Source organism: Chitinophagales bacterium, assembly GCA_041392475.1.
GTDB lineage: Bacteria > Bacteroidota > Bacteroidia > Chitinophagales > UBA2359 > JAUHXA01.
In genome coordinates, this window is sequence record JAWKLZ010000001.1 from 2448381 (window position 1) to 2464650 (window position 16270).

The 16270-nt window shown below is 38.8% G+C and carries 10 protein-coding genes; 5 read left to right on the forward strand and 5 right to left on the reverse strand.

The annotated features are described in order from the left end of the window. Positions 1–145: 145 nt before the first annotated feature. The 5 genes from R3E32_09060 to recG all read right to left on the reverse strand — a co-directional run bounded on the left by R3E32_09060 (position 146) and on the right by recG (position 8351). Positions 146–1870: an AAA family ATPase gene (locus tag R3E32_09060; GenBank protein MEZ4884860.1), complete on the reverse strand. Its 1725-nt coding sequence runs from the start codon at positions 1868–1870 to the stop codon at positions 146–148. Between the two features lie 147 nt (positions 1871–2017). After that, a complete protein-coding gene (locus tag R3E32_09065) occupies positions 2018–4291 on the reverse strand; it encodes a molybdopterin cofactor-binding domain-containing protein (protein ID MEZ4884861.1) in 2274 nt (757 codons plus the stop codon). 104 nt (positions 4292–4395) lie between these two features. Beyond that, the gene (locus tag R3E32_09070) at positions 4396–4884 is read right to left on the reverse strand and encodes a (2Fe-2S)-binding protein (protein ID MEZ4884862.1); all 489 of its coding nucleotides are present in this window, start codon (positions 4882–4884) and stop codon (positions 4396–4398) included. Positions 4885–4951: 67 nt separating this feature from the next. After that, positions 4952–5878 carry an oxidoreductase gene (locus tag R3E32_09075; GenBank protein ID MEZ4884863.1) on the reverse strand — a complete coding sequence of 309 codons (927 nt, stop codon included), beginning with the start codon at positions 5876–5878 and terminating at the stop codon, positions 4952–4954. Between the two features lie 349 nt (positions 5879–6227). Continuing rightward, on the reverse strand, positions 6228–8351 hold the full coding sequence (recG, locus tag R3E32_09080; protein MEZ4884864.1) for an ATP-dependent DNA helicase RecG: 2124 nt from the start codon (positions 8349–8351) through the stop codon (positions 6228–6230). 723 nt (positions 8352–9074) lie between these two features. Between recG and R3E32_09085 the strand changes: the two genes are divergently transcribed. From R3E32_09085 to cysS, 5 genes are all read left to right on the forward strand, one after another. After that, entirely contained in the window at positions 9075–10610 is a 1536-nt protein-coding gene (locus R3E32_09085; protein MEZ4884865.1) for a serine protease, read from the forward strand. Positions 10611–11139: 529 nt separating this feature from the next. After that, positions 11140–12378 carry a serine protease gene (locus R3E32_09090; protein ID MEZ4884866.1) on the forward strand — a complete coding sequence of 413 codons (1239 nt, stop codon included), beginning with the start codon at positions 11140–11142 and terminating at the stop codon, positions 12376–12378. 134 nt (positions 12379–12512) lie between these two features. After that, complete coding sequence (locus R3E32_09095) at positions 12513–14054, forward strand: trypsin-like peptidase domain-containing protein (protein ID MEZ4884867.1); 1542 nt, start codon at positions 12513–12515, stop codon at positions 14052–14054. A 132-nt stretch (positions 14055–14186) separates the two neighbouring features. Beyond that, positions 14187–14714, forward strand: coding sequence for a T9SS type A sorting domain-containing protein (locus R3E32_09100; GenBank protein ID MEZ4884868.1), 528 nt, complete (start codon positions 14187–14189; stop codon positions 14712–14714). 37 nt (positions 14715–14751) lie between these two features. Next, positions 14752–16248 carry a cysteine--tRNA ligase gene (gene cysS / locus R3E32_09105; GenBank protein ID MEZ4884869.1) on the forward strand — a complete coding sequence of 499 codons (1497 nt, stop codon included), beginning with the start codon at positions 14752–14754 and terminating at the stop codon, positions 16246–16248. The last annotated feature ends 22 nt before the right edge of the window (positions 16249–16270 follow it).

Genomic DNA, 16270 nt, shown 5'->3' on the forward strand with positions numbered 1-16270 from the left:
CTAAAAATAGGTAAAAAAAAATCAAGCTCAAATATTTGTTGTGGGTTTTCATTTGTTCTGAAAAACTTTTTTAGTGAATGAATAAACTTATTCAGGTAGCTCGTTCCATTTTTCTATCTGCAAAAACACACCAAATCACAGTTGATTATTCTACCTCTACTACCTCACCAACATTCCCTACAAACAAAATCACATAGGCTTTTAGCTCGTGTAATTTTTGCAGATAATCATCGTGGGTAAGATAGTTTTTCAGTTGCTGAACGGCTTCTTTTTTAACTATTGTAGCTTTTGCAGCAGTCGCTTTTTTCAAATACTTGAGTTCAATAACAAACTGATATTTAGGCTTGTGAGGTGGGCGTGTAATCAATAAAATATCTACATAGCCTTTTTCGGTTTTTGATCTTTTCACTTCAAATTCGTTGTGAATCGTGTAAATACCAGAAGTATAGAACGCAGAGGTGAAAATGATTTTGATGTATTTCTCATCAAAACTTATTTTGTCTCTTGAAGAAAGTTCGCTTAGAATGGCTTCCGTATATTTCACAAGAGGTTGAATGTCATTTTGCAAGGCCAATACTTTGATTTTTTGATGCACATTTGTTTGATAACCAGTTAAGTTACTTTCCTCCAAAATGATTTGGTGAAAGTATTGATAATACAATTGTTCGATTACAAAATTGGGCATTTTGAAAACCAAATCATCCAGACCTCCTTCCGAAATAGTCAGAATTCCCATGTAGTACAACAAACTAATAAAATCGTATTTTTCAAATCGACGAGCCAAGTCAAATTCTCGAATCAATTTGGATTCAATCGTTCCCGTTTTTAACAATTCCTTCAAATAAGTCAGATGTTCCTCTTCTTTATTTTTGATGTTGAACAAACGCTGAATCTTTGTATAATCGCTGACTATATTAGGGTCTAATAATTCATCTGGATAGCGTTTTTTTCGACCATAATGTAGTGCAAAATAAAGTACCATGTCAGAGTTGTAAACCCTCTCTTCCGCATACTTGCTAAACAAATAGCCATTGTACCACCCCTTAATTTTCTTTTGGACTTCTCCCAATTCTCCATCAGGCACTTCTATCTTCTTCAAAATGGTTTCAACTTCTGCCTGTTTGAAGCCCATCATGGCATTGAAGTCTTCCTCCAAGCTAATATTGGTTGCAATATTGAAGCCGCTTGTCAAACTATCTAAAGTGATTGGAGAAACGCCTGTGACAAACAGCCTATCAATCACCCCATCCCGAGTAGCAGTTTTTAAGGATTCATAAAATTTTCGTACAAACCCATTTGTTCCTACCATATTGTTGAATTCGTCAAAGCGAAATGCCAATATCTCGTTGGCGAAATGGTCGTATTCGTCTATCAGTAAATAGATTTTATAGTTAGAGGCTTTGAGTTCCACAGTGGTCAATAAGTGCTGAATAACTTCCGAAGGATAGCTATACCTGTTCAGTTCTTCAATGTCTTTCTGATTGAAAAATTGAGCATACTTGCCTAAAAAAGCTCTGCAAGAATTTAAAACACTGTTTAAAAAAGAACGTTGTGTATTCTCAAAAGAGGAGGTATCTATTCCTGAAAAATCAAACACTAAGGTTAAATATTTATTGGCAGATTTTGTGGGATTCTGTCCGATGTATTGATTGCCAAATAGTTCATGGAAGGAATTTTTATGCTCAATATCATAATAGTGTTCAAGAGTAGAGATAAACAGGCTTTTTCCAAATCTTCGGGGACGTACAAAGAATAGGTAATGAGCATTGAAATTTTCCAACACTTCAATATAGGGAGTTCTATCTACATAGTGATTTCCTTCCCGAATAAGTGTGGCGTAATTGCTGATTCCGTAGGGAATTTTTATCATAATTTTGAGGCGATTGTTTAGGTTGTATGAGATAGGTTCTCTTGTTTAAAGGTACAAAAAAACTGGTGATTAGTTCCAAAACCAATCACCAGCCAACTACAGACAACAAAAGTCTTGAAGACTTCTGTTGTCTATTTTCCATCCAATCTAAACAAACGAATACCCATGTTTCTTCAAAGGCAAAGCACGCATCCGTTCACCCGTTGCCGCAAAAATGGCATTTGCCAAAGCAGGGGCAGCAGGAGGTGTAGCAGGTTCGCCGACACCGCCAGGATGCGTGTCGGTGTCCATGATATGCACCTGTACTTGTGGCGCAACATTCATTCGGACGATTTCATATTGAGGAAAATTGTACTGTTCTACTTCACCACCTGCAAAGGTAATTTCCCCATACAAAGCAGCCGTCAAGCCATACATTATCCCACTTTCCATCTGTGCTTCAACGGTATCGGGGTTGATGACCCGACCACAATCAATCACACAATAGTATTTATCAATGCTAAATTTCTTGTCTTCAACTTTGGTGATTTCGACCACTTGCGCCACAATCGAACGGAAAGATTCATGTAAGGCGATGCCTCTAAATCGGTTTTCGCCCAGCGGTGTTTTCCAGTCGCTTATCTCCGCTACTTTGTCCAAAACGGCAGCAAATCGAGGTTGGTTTTGCAGCAAATTTTTGCGGTATTGATAAGGGTCTTGTTTTGCAGCATGGGCGCACTCGTCCATAAAAGACTCAGTGAAAAAGGCATTTTGAGAACTGCCCACACTACGCCAGTTGCCTACTTGAATCGGCAAATCCAATTGACCAAACGCCACCAAAGCGTTTTTCATCTCGTAAGGCAAATTTGCTGCCCCTTCTGATGAAGAACCATCTTTTTCGGGCGGTTCTGCAAATTGGGGTTTGATACGCATGACCGAACTATAACCCACTGATTGCAAAGCCATTTTGTTTTCCCATGCTTCAATCCCTCCCGATGCGTCCAATTTGGCTCGGAAGTGACTTTTCACCGCAGGACGGTACATCTCATGCCGAAGGTCTTCCTCACGGGTATAGACCAGTTGGATAGGCGTTCCGTTCATCTCTTTCGCTACGTGAGTTGCATTCAAAACCATGTCGATTTCGGCCCGCCTTCCGAATCCTCCACCCAAATATTGGGTATGAACGGTGATGTTTTCTTTGGCAATTCCTGCCGCCGCATTCACTCCATCCAACATAATCGAAGAACCTTGGTGTCCACACCAAATCTGTGCTTTGTCGCCTTCCACCAAAACGGTACAGTTGATGGGTTCCATACAAGCGTGCGCCAAATATGGCACATCGTATTTGGCTTCAAGCACTCCCTCTGCACCGTCCAATACCTTTGCCGCATCGCCTTTCTGCAATGGAGTCGCTATGATTTTGTTGGCAATCACATCTTCGGCTTGTTCGGCAATTTTTGCAGAAGAAAGCGTATTGTCGCCAGTTTCCTGCAAGTCCAAAGCCAATGCCGCATTTTTTGCCCGCCAAGTATTGTCTGCCACGACAACTGCGCCGATGCCTTTCGGCAAAATCAGCACTTTTTTTACGCCTTTTTTGGCTTCAATGTCTGCTTGATTGTTGATGGCAGTAATCGTTCCGCCGTGGTAAGTTGCATGGCGAATTACTGCGTATAACATTCCTTTTTGGCGCACATCCAAACCAAATTCTGCCTTTCCAGTCACCTTTTCGGGAATGTCCAGACGGGCTACGGGTTTCCCCAAAATTTTCCAATCTTTCTTTTCCTTCAATGCAGGCTGTTCGGCCAGTTTGACCTTTGAAGCAGCCTCTGCCAATTCTCCATAGGTCAATTTTTCTTTGGAGTCTTTGTTGATAATATGGGCATTTTCAGCATAACATTTAGACTTCTCCACGCCCCATTTTGTGGCAGCGGCTTCAATGAGCATTTCCCTTGCCGTAGCTCCTGCGGCTCTCATGTAGTTGAAGCCATCAGAGACAGTTGTACTTCCTCCAGTAGCTACCAAAGGCATAAAGTGTGCTACTTTCTGCATGAATGTCAGGCTACTGTATGCTTCTTTGGGTTCTGGAACCAAAAACAAGGCATTGGCATAAGCGGGTTCAGGTTGGGGGGCATACACTTTGATGTCCTCCATTTTGACCTCCAATTCTTCTGCAATCATCATCGGAATGGCCGTGTAAACTCCTTGCCCCATTTCAGCACGAGGAACTGCCATTGTAATGGTATTATCGGGCGCAATTCGAATCCAAGCATTGAGCGAACTTCCATCGCCAAAGCCTTTGCCTGAATAGTTGTAGGCATTTTTGGTCAGATACATATTGCCTCCTATGCCAACGACTAAGCCCACACCAGCCAAACCGCCTGTTGCGATAAAGGCTCTGCGGGTCCATTTTTTTGTTTTTGAAGCATTGTTATTATTTGACATATGTTTGTTTTTTTTGGTGATTGGTTGCTGGTGATTGGTGTTTAGTTACATACAAATCATACTATTTCCAGTTAGTGATCACTACTCCACTAATCACTAACCCACTATTCCCCCATCACTTTTTGAAGCAATTCTGACTCGGTTGCTCTTAATTCTGCTGCGGTATGAATTGCTGCTCGGATGCGATTGTAGGTTCCACAGCGGCAAATGTTGGTGATAGAATTGTTGATGTCTTCATCCGTTGGGTTCGCATTTTCATTGAGCAATGCTTCGGCTGCCACAATCATACCCGACTGACAATAACCACATTGAGGCACTTGATGTTGAATCCATGCTTTTTGAACAGCGGTCAATTCTCCATTTGGGTTGATTCCTTCAATGGTGGTGATTTTTTTGCCTACTGCTGCTGAAACGGGAAGGGTGCAAGTTCGTGTCGCTACGCCGTCTATCATGACCGAACAGGCACCACAAGATGCCACACCACAGCCATATTTTGTACCTGTCATGTTCAGTTCGTCCCGAATGACCCACAACAAAGGCATAGATTCTTCTGTATTGATGGTATGGGTTTTCCCATTGATGTTCAGTTCCATAAGCGGATTAATTATTTGTTAAAGACTTATTTCGATTGTTCAAAGATACATTTTTTGTATCTATTTTTCAACTCAAAGCCTTGTAAGTCGCTCCTGTCAGTTCCTCACTCACTTCCCAAAGTCGCTTTGCAGTTTCTTCATTCCTTGACCTCCGGGTAGAGCGCACTTTTACAGGCTTTCCTTTGAATTCTCGCCATCCGTCGGGACCATAATAATCACCTCCCTCTACATTTTCATCTAAGGCTGCTCGAAGGGTGGGCAATGCTCCTTTGTCAGGTTTGTGGGCAATGACTAGGCTGAACATGGGTGTCAATAGGAGGGTTGCGAATTTCGGAATGTGTCGGCTTAATTCGGTATCAGATATTCCTGGATGTGCAGCAACGGAAATTGTGTGAATCTCAGCTTTTTCCAGTCGCCTTTGCAGTTCGTAGGCAAACATCAGACAAGCCAATTTGCTTTGTGAATAGGCTTCCATTGCAGAATATTTCTTCTCGGATTGCAGGTCATCAAAATTGATTTTACCCCGTTTGTGTGCAATACTACTCAGCGAAACAATTCTGGATTGAGGCGTTTTAATGATGGTTTCTAATAACAAGTCGGTGAGCAAAAAATGTCCAAAATAATTTGCTCCCATCTGACTTTCAAAACCATCTTCGGTCAAACTGAAAGGCGGAATCATGATGCCTGCATTGTTGATGAGTAAATCGAGTTGGTCATATTGCTGCAAAAAGTTGGCTGCAAAGGCTCTCACTGATTGCAGACTGCTCAGGTCAATCTGCATACATTCTAATTTTGCAAAGGAATGTTTTTGCAGAATTTTGAGTTTTGCAGCTTCGGCCTTTTCCATATTGCGACAAGCCAAAATTACTTCCATGTTTTTGCCTGCCAATGCCAAAGCGGTTTCAAAACCGAGTCCCGTATTGGCTCCTGTGACGATGGCAATTCTGCCTTTTTGTAAAGGAACACTGTTGAGCTTCCAAGTTAATTGGGTCATTTATGGTGTTTGTTTATTGTGAAAACGGAACGTAAATCATTTATTGTTAATTATTTAGCAATAAGTTCTGTATCGTGTGATTTACTTTTACGTCAAAAGTAAGCCAAATTGTTCACAATCAAAAGATAGTTCCAATTGCATAAGTCTTATCTCTGGCCATTTCATAAAGTCAGTGTAGATACTTAATTTGATGAATGGGTTAAGATTTTGGTTATCATTTTTTATCTATTACATCTCCCTTCCAATGTCCAATACTAAACTAATATGCAATGAAAATCATCTAATTGCAGTGATGATTGTATAAGTTGGCATCACAACAGATCGCCTCTTTTTTATTATCCTATAATTGCTAAGAAATCCTACTCCACTTGCTTTTTTCATCATTTGCCCCACTTTGAAGATACTGCTTCAAATTTTGATTCTCAGGTTTCTCCAGTTTCGGGTCATTCTCAATCACCTTTGCAGCAGCCTTTCTTGCGACTTGCAGCAATTTATTGTCCTTTGCAATGTCTGCAATACGTAGGTTCAAAACTCCACTTTGTTCCGTTCCTTCAATATTGCCGGGGCCACGCAATTGTAGATCCACTTCCGAAATCTTGAAGCCATCTGTTGTTTCCACCATTGTAGCCAGACGTTTTCGGCCATCGGCAGACAACTTATTGCCAGTCATCAAAATACAGTATGACTGATTTCCTCCTCGTCCCACACGACCACGAAGCTGATGCAACTGAGCCAATCCAAAACGTTCGGCACTTTCTATGACCATTACCGTAGCATTTGGCACATCTACGCCCACTTCGATTACCGTAGTTGCCACCATGATTTGCGTTTCCTTGTTTTTGAAGCGCATCATCTCCTCATCCTTTGCATAGCCCGACATTTGTCCATGTACGATGCTGATTTGGTACTCAGGCTGTGGAAATGCCCTTTGTACACTTTCATAACCATCCATCAAGTCTTTGTAATTCAGCGTTTCAGATTCATTGATAAGTGGATATACAATGTACACCTGTCGTCCTTTTGCGATTTCCTTCTTCAAAAAACCCAACATCTGCAATCGCTTCGATTCTCGCCAGTGCATCGTTTGAATCGCTTTTCGACCAGGTGGCAATTCGTCAATGACCGACACGTCCAAATCTCCATAAACGGTCATCGCCAAAGTTCGGGGAATCGGAGTAGCAGTCATCACCAAAACGTGTGGTGGCTTGTCATTTTTTTCCCACAATTTCGCCCGCTGTGCTACGCCAAAGCGGTGTTGTTCGTCAATGACCGACATACCCAAATTTTGAAATACCACAGGATCTTCGATTAAAGCATGTGTACCCACCAAAATATCAATCATGCCCAACTCCAACTTCTCCAGTAAGTTTCGCCTTGCCCTGCCTTTGACTGAACCTGTCAATATGTCCACCGTTGCGCCCACACCTTCCAAAAATTTGGAGATTCCTGTGAAATGTTGTTGCGCCAATAGTTCAGTAGGAGCCATCATACACGCTTGAAAACCACTGTCAATTGCCATTAACATCGTCAGCAAAGCCACAATTGTTTTCCCACTTCCGACATCTCCCTGCAATAAACGGTTCATCTGTTTCCCCACCAATGTATCTCTCCTAATCTCCTTCAATACCCGTTTTTGCGCCCCAGTAAGTTCAAAAGGTAATTTTTCGTAGAATCCATGAAAGTTCTCCGCTAATTCGGGGAAAACATACCCGTTCAGTTTGAGGTGTCTAAAATTCTTCTGTTGGACCAGTTTGATTTGGATAAAGAAAAATTCTTCGAACTTCAATCGCAGTTCTGCTTGTTTACGATTCTGTTCGTTTTCAGGTAGATGGATATTTTTATAAGCTTCAAAACGATTGACCAATTTGTAGGCAGTCCGCACTTCTTCAGGCAGGTTTTCGGGCAAATCACTTGCCTGAATTTTGGTAAAAAGCATTTTGATCAATCCATAAATGCCTTTGCTGTCCAAGTTGAATCTACCCAGTTTGTCGGTACTGCTGTAAACGGGCTGAATGCGGTCTGTCAAAGATACGCTCTGTGTGGGTTCTATCAACTCCAATTCGGGATGTGGTAAGCTAAAATTTTGATTGAACAAGTTCGGTTTTCCATAGACCAAATATTCTTTACCTTCTTGCAGGTAGTTTTTCATGTAGCTTGCTCCTTTGAACCATACCAATTGAATTCTACCTGTTTTGTCTCTCAGCCAGGCAGTTAAGCGTTTTTTTCTATCTTCTCCTGCTATTTGAATATTGGAAATATAGCCTCTTAGTTGCACCACACTCGTATCTTTGTCAATGGCATCAATGGTATATAATTCGGTTTTGTCAATGTATCGAAAAGGATAATGTTCAAGTAAATCTCCAAAGCTAAAAATCCGCAATTCTTTTTTGAGCACCTCTCCACGCTTTGGGCCAACTCCTTTGAGGTATTCAATAGGGGTATCTAAAATGTTTCTAGCATTATTAGTAACCATGATTATTTCTATTTAGATAGGCTGTTTCAACACAGATTTAAAAAAAATATTTTTTTGCACAAAATATTTAACTTTTTATTATATTTGCATTCACACTTTGATTTTATTCATAAATTACACATCTACACACCATTTAAATTTTCTATTATTATGATGTATTCAACAATTATCCGTTATTTGTCAGTCTCTATGAGGGAATTTTTCATTTTAATTAATTAACCTTTATTTTAAATCTTGAACTCAAAGACCAACTTACCTGTCTTTTAATAGGACACTGCCATTCACCTTATTGAAGGATAAAACCACTATTTTTCAGTCTATTGTATTGATTAATATGCTATTTAGAATAAAATTGGCATTACTCAAAAGTATTCTATCAGCAGAAAGAGAGCAATAAAGCATTAAGATGTTCTTCATATTTTTATGCTTTGCCATCAACACTCTAAGGTTTATATTCAGTTCCTATAAAAACCTCCACCACTTCAACAAAAATAAGTCCTGTAGGTTTGTATGCTATTTGTAATGGGTGAGAAATTTGTGTTCTAAGATTCAGTAAACAATTATCGGTTCATCTAAGGCTTTAGTGATAAGAGGCTTTTGAAGTTTATCTCAAAGATATGAGATATTTGAAAACCAGCACTTTCTCAAAAGGAAACTTCGAGTCTTAATCTTTCCACTAAAAACATAGAGTGAGTCCAATTATCTTAAAACAACTCAACACAAATGAAAAATTTTCTCCTAAAAAAACTTATACTAATACTGTTTCTTTTTTCGTGTATCACAATGAAGGGTAAAACTTCTTCCTTCAATAACCTATCTGATTTACTGCAAGGTGTTAAATATGTATCCATAGATTTACTTACACTTGAAAATGATAATTCTCCGTTGTTAAAAGAAATAAAACTTTCATTTTCAAAGTACTTGCGAGAAATAGGTTTTGAATATGTAGCATTTAGTCCCAATGAAAAGGAATATTTATCACAAAAAATAACCACCTACTGTGATTTAGTAGAAATTGACTTCAAATTTCGATACGCCTATAACATACTGGATAATATGGAGTTAATCTTTCATTTTTGTGAAGGAAAAAACATTCAAGTATCTTTTAGTCAATATATTAGAACAGATTCTTTCTTATCACAGAGTCTTTTGGCTATCTGGTCAAACAGTGAATTTCAAAGACCTAATTATAATCCCTTATATCGGCTTACTATCCCACGAAATCCCATAAAATATGCTGAAAAAACATTGCAGTGGGTAATGAAAGATGCAAAAATGCAATTCATTGAAGGAATATACCAAGCATCTGACTTAAAATCAACAAATATTTATAGAAATGTAAGGGTGGCAATTTTCAGAAATCACACTTACGGCTTTGATATTCTTTATTTAAGCGGTGCTCCCAACTCTCTTGACTGGACAGAAGGAGAAATAATGGGTTATATTGCAGATAAACTTCCTGACGACAGTTTTTTTGCTTTTAACCATGTGAATTGGCATTTTTTAAACAAAAAAACCTCTTTTGAAGCCCATATTGTATTCAAAGGACAACAAAAAAAACAATTTCTATTGAGTTTTAGCGATTCAGACTTGCTCCTTTCATTCACCAAAATCCCCGAAGCCCCTATCCTTTCATGTACCGAAGCTTTTTCGTATGGTAGCGGCATAGCATTGACAACTGACGGTTATATCATTACTAATCAACATGTTGTAGAATCAGCAGAGTGTATTCAGGTGGAAACAAATGATGGCATAGTGTATGATGCAGATTTGATTTTGGAGAACAGAAAAGAAGACATTGCTATTCTAAAAATAAATGACCAAAGATTTTACTCCTTACCTCCTCTCGTTTATTCTTTTCAAAAAAATCAAGCAGAAATTGGTGAGCATATATTCACATTGGGTTATCCCAATTATTCAAAAGACCATGCAATGAAATTGAGGACTGGGGATATTACTGCACAAAATGGCTATGATGGTAATCCCAATACCTATGAAACAAGCCTCAATGTTCAGCCAGGCAGTAGCGGTGGTGCTGCTCTTAGTTCATCGGGAGAATTGATTGGTTTGGTCAAATCTAAATATACCCAATCACCTAACATTAGCTTTATTATCAAATCTTCTGTGTTGCAAAAAATAGTTCATACTTTTTTACCAACAATCCAACTACCCAACTCCATTGCTTTGAAAAACCTACCATTGAAGGAACAAATAAAATTATTAAAGCCTTTTATATTTCACATAAAATCCTTAAAATAAAGAGTTTAAAAAATGATTACTTTCAATTATTAATTTTTTCATTTTAAAATATTTTTTTGAAAAAACCAATCCACTTTTTCTTTCGTATATTAGCAGTAAGTTTTAACACAACTCTTTTATACACACAACACACAAATAATTTCAATTTATTAACTCTAAAAAAGTAGATATGAAAAAACCTTTCTAATTACTCCATCAAGTTTATCTCTTTATCAAATATCACACATATCACACTTAATTGAAGTTTAAATACCCTAATTCTTCAATATTAAATTCCTATGTTTTTTTATAAAGTATAGGGCAAACGCACCAAACCACTTTGCATAAAAAAGTGGTTTATAAGTGAATAATATTTAAAGTTAAAAATAAAAACATAAGTTTTATATAAACTTTGTTTTGCGCTAAAAATTAGCACCTGTTTTTTTGGTGCGTTTGCCCTATATAAAGTATGTGATTAACTGATTTTTGAATAAGATTTTTTAAAACCCTTTTTTATAGTTATTAATTTTATTCCCTAAAAAGCCCAATCATGAATAATTTATTAACAAAATACATATTCATTACTATAATACTTATTTCTGCAAAATCAAGTGCCTATACTCTTTCAGAATTGCCTCCAAATTTGAACAACCCTGTACGCTATTCAGAACAAACCATCAACTTTATGTTATCCAATAAAAAAATGGATGCCATTGAAGGGAAGTATAGATGTATAAGTCAAAACGACCGACAACACCATAGAATAGCCATCATAAAAAATCAAACCGACGATTACTTGGTCATCTTTCTTCATGGAGCTAGTTACTTTATGGACTGGCAGCAAGGAGATGAAATGGGATTCATTCCAAAAAATTCGGAGTTGCAAAGCCAATATTATTATGCAAAGTTGAGGTGGTTTCTACCCAATAGAATACTAAGTACATGTGCGAATCTTGCTTTTTCAGGAATCAATAGAAACAAACTTCTTTTAAGTTTCAGTGATCACCCAGACATACTTGTTCGGTACGAAAAAGAGATTTCTCAAAAAGGCAACAATATACATCTTCCAAAAACCATTAATGAAAATTCTGAACCAACCAAAAATAGTATTGATGATCATCGCAGTAACAACAATTCTCTTCAAAAAAATATGATAGACGAACCCAATTCAATTTCGTATGGCAGCAGCGTGGCTATTTCAAAGGATGGCTATATTGTGACAAATGAGCATGTTGTAAATGGTGCAAAAAACTTTGAAGTAACACAATATCAATGGGGAGACTCCGTAACCTACGATGCTCAACTGATTTATACGGATGCTATGAATGATATCGCCGTATTGAAGATTAATGATCATCATTTCTCAGGCTTTGATGAAATCCCTTATTCCATTTCCACAGATATGGCAGAACAAGGGGAAGATGTTTACACATTGGGCTATCCATTGTGTGAACAATTGGGCAAAGAAGTAAAATTGGAAAAAGGGCTTATCAATTCCCCCTATGGTTATGGAGATGATGCAAAAGCGTATGGTACCAATATCAAACTATTACCAGGCAATAGCGGCGGCCCATTGTTTAGTTTATCCGGCAATTTGGAGGGCATTGTTTATTCTCGTTTTTCGGAATCTGACAACATGAGTTATGCCATCAGAAGTCAGGTCTTGGTCGGAATTTTACACCATCTATCTGTTCCCATTCCAAATCAAGATAAAATTTCTCACCTTCCACTTACCGAACAAGTTAAGAAATTAAAGCCTTTTGCCTTTCGTGTAGCGGCTTATAAGTAAACCTCTGTCTTAATTCCAATAAGGATTGGCACGGATATTGGACTTTTTACTTAAACTTTACTAGCAAAATAGAGTCGAATGTATGGATTAATTCATATATTCGACTCTGTTTTATCACAAATGAAGCCTACTCCATGAAATATTTATCCTTTTTATTTTTATGGTTCACCCACATGACTGCATCTGCTATCAACATGGATGCTCCTTTACAAATTGACTTACACAAATTACTGACTGGTGTTCAATATGTTATTATTGAAGTAAGCCCCGAAAAACAAACTCAAGTAGATAGAAACGGAGACAATGTTATTGAGCATTTCAGTATTTACTTCAAACAACTGGGTATCAAAGACGTAGCATTTAGATCTGATGAGAAAGAGAAATTGCTTCGAAATGTAAATTCTATTTGTGATATTGCTTGGATGCAAATTTCGATGACCGAAACAGATGAATATTACACTGATATTAATTTCATTTTTCGTTCTTGCTTAAACGATAAAATAACAGTTCCCTACATGGGAATCATCTACAAAGACGAAAATGAATTGATAAACATGGGGGCAATCTTACAAAAAATTTACCGCCATGAACTCATCTATCAACCACACAATCGCTTAAAACTCCCTACCAACAAGATGCTCGCTTCTGAGCATGTAGTCATGCAAAACTTAGTCAATAAAACGCCTGAATTTTTAGAAGGAATTTATGAGGAAGTTTTCAACCCGCTCAAACCTGTTCCCGAAAAATATAAAATTGCTATTCTAAAAAACAACCGTAAAACCTACGATGTCATCTATTTAGAGGGTGCTACCAACGCTGCAGATTGGATTGAGGGGGAATACATGGGCGAAATTTTTCCAAGTAAAGACAAATTTTTATACAGACAAGTAAACTGGTCTAGCTTTGACAAAAAAATAATGCCTGCCTTTATTACCTTCGAAACCGAAACATCCTTTGCCATCAACTTCAATGACAGTGATGTGCGAAGTCTGTATGTTAAACGGACTGTCAAAGAAATATTGGCTGCTCAGAATCCCTCTGCACCTATTGATGCAGCAGGCAGTGGCATTGCAATTTCGAAAGAAGGATACATTATTACCAACTACCATGTCATCAAAAATGCCAAAAGAATAGAAGTAGAACTTCACCCAGAACGCATTCCCACTACCTACAATGCCCGAATCGTTGGCGAAGATCCCACAACCGATATTGCCATATTGAAGATTGACGACCTCAACTTTAGCTCCCTGCCCAATCTACCCTACGCTTTTCAGCCAGCACTCGTTGATGTAGGAGAAGAAGTATTCACACTCGGCTACCCACTGACTGCTACAATGGGTTCAGAAATCAAATTAACAGATGGTTTAATCAGTTCGAGAACAGGCTATCAAGGTGATGCCAATACTTATCAAATATCTGTGCCTGTGCAACCTGGAAATAGCGGAGGCCCCTTGTTTGACAAAACGGGACAGTTGATCGGTGTCATCAAAGCCAAACACGCCAACGCCGAAAATGCGGGTTATGCCGTCAAATCAAGAAGCACGCTCAACCTAATCGAACTCCTCCCCGAACATATCGACCTTCCTACTCAAAACCTCTTACAGGGAATGTCGCTGACCGAACAAGTCAAAATCCTATCTAATTTTGTTTTTTATATCAAGGTTTATAAGGAGTGAAGCGTGGCAATGAAGTGTGAGGTTCTTGGCACAATATTCCAACTAATAGCTCCTTTCCTTTTCATGTATGGAATGCATCTAACACTCTGACAGCTATTAATTACAGAAATAACCTGCCACAGGTGGATTGGAGTGGCTTATACTCTTAATAATTACACCTATCCTTTGATAATGAACTTTGATGTGAATGGGAATCTACTTTGGACGAAACATATTACTTCTGACTTATTTGCAATTAACTATGTAAGGGATATAGATAAAATTGAAGGAGGCTATGTATTGACGGGCTACAAATTTTCTCCTGTTCCTCAGTATGGTTGGTTGGTGACGATAGACGAAGAAGGTAATTTCTGTGAGGAATTGGGGTGTGTAGAAACAGTGGTGGATATTGAGAACACAGAGACACAGAGACACAGAGTTTTTTTGCAGATTAGTCCCAATCCTGTTCGGGGTCAGGCTACAATTCAGTATCAAATTCCCAAAGATGGCGTATTGAAGGTGTATGATTATCAGGGACGAGAAATTGGATATTGGATATTAGATAGTGGCGATTCGGAAATGAATTTGAATATTGAAGGTTGGGAAAGTGGATTGTATTTGCACAAAGTAAGCATTGAAGGGAAGGAAGTGAGCAGTGGGAAGTTGATAATTGAAAATTGATAGTGAGATTTTCATTCATTCCAATTATATTTGCAGCATGAAAAGCGATCTGAAAATATACAATAGTTTAACAAGACAAAAAGAGGTTTTTGTAGCCGAAAATCCTCCGCACGTAGGTATGTATGTGTGTGGACCAACCGTTTACAGCGATGCACATTTGGGAAACTGTCGAACATTCATGTTTTTTGATGTGGTCTATCGCTACCTTACGCATTTGGGCTACAAGGTTCGTTATGTCCGCAACATTACGGATGTAGGACACCTCGAAGACGAAGTAGCGGGCGAAGGAGAAGACAAAATCTCCAAAAAAGCAAGATTGGAGCAGCTCGAACCCATGGAAATTGTGCAGAACTATACCAATGGTTTTCACCACGTAATGCGTCAAATCAACAACCTTGAACCCAGCATTGAACCCACTGCAACGGGGCATATTGTGGAGCAAATCGAGTTGGTTCAAAAAATCATTGACGCTGGATATGGCTACGAATCAGAAGGCTCGGTTTATTTTGATGTCATGAAATATGCCGAAAAATACCCTTATGGCGAATTATCGGGCAAGGTATTGGATGACCTTCAAAACAACAGCCGTGAACTTTCGGGGCAACAAGAAAAACGCAATCCCGTCGATTTTTCTATCTGGAAAAAAGCCAATCCCGAACACATCATGCGTTGGAATTCACCGTGGGGAGTAGGTTTTCCAGGCTGGCATTTGGAATGTACGGTCATGAGTACCAAGTACCTCGGAGAAACTTTTGACATACATGGCGGCGGAATGGATTTGCAGTTTCCACACCATGAGTGTGAAATTGCCCAATCTGTGGCAGGTATTGGCTGTGCGCCCGTCAAATATTGGATTCATACCAATATGCTTACCGTTGAAGGCAAAAAAATGAGTAAATCACTTGGTAATTCCTTCTTGCCACACGAACTTTTTTCGGGAAATCATCCGAGTCTTGAGCAGGGATATTCTCCAATGACTGTTCGTTTTTTCTTCCTGCAAGCCCACTACCGCAGCACCGTCGACTTCTCCAATGAGGCCCTCAAAGCTGCCGAAAAAGGCTACAAACGCTTGATGAATGCACAAAACTTGCTGTCAAAATTGGAATATACCGATGGAGGCACAATAGATGCAGACTTGGACAATCAAATCAAGGAGGCTTGTGACAACTGCTACACACACATCAACGACGACTTCAATACAGCAATGGCATTGGCAGATTTATTTGAATTGGCCAACAAAATCAATGCCTTTTCCAACAAACAATTGCCTTTGTCTGCCATCAATGAAGAAACCTTCAACTACTTGAAAACAACCTTCAATGCTTTTGTAACCGACATTTTGGGTCTTCAAGACGAAACTTCGACTACGGATGATGGTTTGATGGACGGCTTGATGGATTTGCTCTTGAACATCCGCAAGGAAGCAAGGGAAAACAAAGATTGGGCTACCTCTGATAAGATTCGGGATGAATTGAAGGAAATAGGCGTATTGGTGAAAGATAGCAAGGAAGGCAGCAGTTGGGTCGTTTTGTAATCAGTCAATGGTTCGGGTAGTT

Bases quoted from the DNA above. Each gene is read 5' to 3' on its own strand.
- R3E32_09085 (MEZ4884865.1), top strand. From the start codon at position 9,075: ATGAAAAATTTTCTCCTAAAAAAACTTATACTAATACTGTTTCTTTTT.
- R3E32_09060 (MEZ4884860.1), bottom strand. From the start codon at position 1,870: ATGATAAAAATTCCCTACGGAATCAGCAATTACGCCACACTTATTCGG.
- R3E32_09070 (MEZ4884862.1), bottom strand. From the start codon at position 4,884: ATGGAACTGAACATCAATGGGAAAACCCATACCATCAATACAGAAGAA.
- R3E32_09065 (MEZ4884861.1), bottom strand. From the start codon at position 4,291: ATGTCAAATAATAACAATGCTTCAAAAACAAAAAAATGGACCCGCAGA.
- R3E32_09090 (MEZ4884866.1), top strand. From the start codon at position 11,140: ATGAATAATTTATTAACAAAATACATATTCATTACTATAATACTTATT.
- cysS (MEZ4884869.1), top strand. From the start codon at position 14,752: ATGAAAAGCGATCTGAAAATATACAATAGTTTAACAAGACAAAAAGAG.
- recG (MEZ4884864.1), bottom strand. From the start codon at position 8,351: ATGGTTACTAATAATGCTAGAAACATTTTAGATACCCCTATTGAATAC.
- R3E32_09095 (MEZ4884867.1), top strand. From the start codon at position 12,513: ATGAAATATTTATCCTTTTTATTTTTATGGTTCACCCACATGACTGCA.
- R3E32_09075 (MEZ4884863.1), bottom strand. From the start codon at position 5,878: ATGACCCAATTAACTTGGAAGCTCAACAGTGTTCCTTTACAAAAAGGC.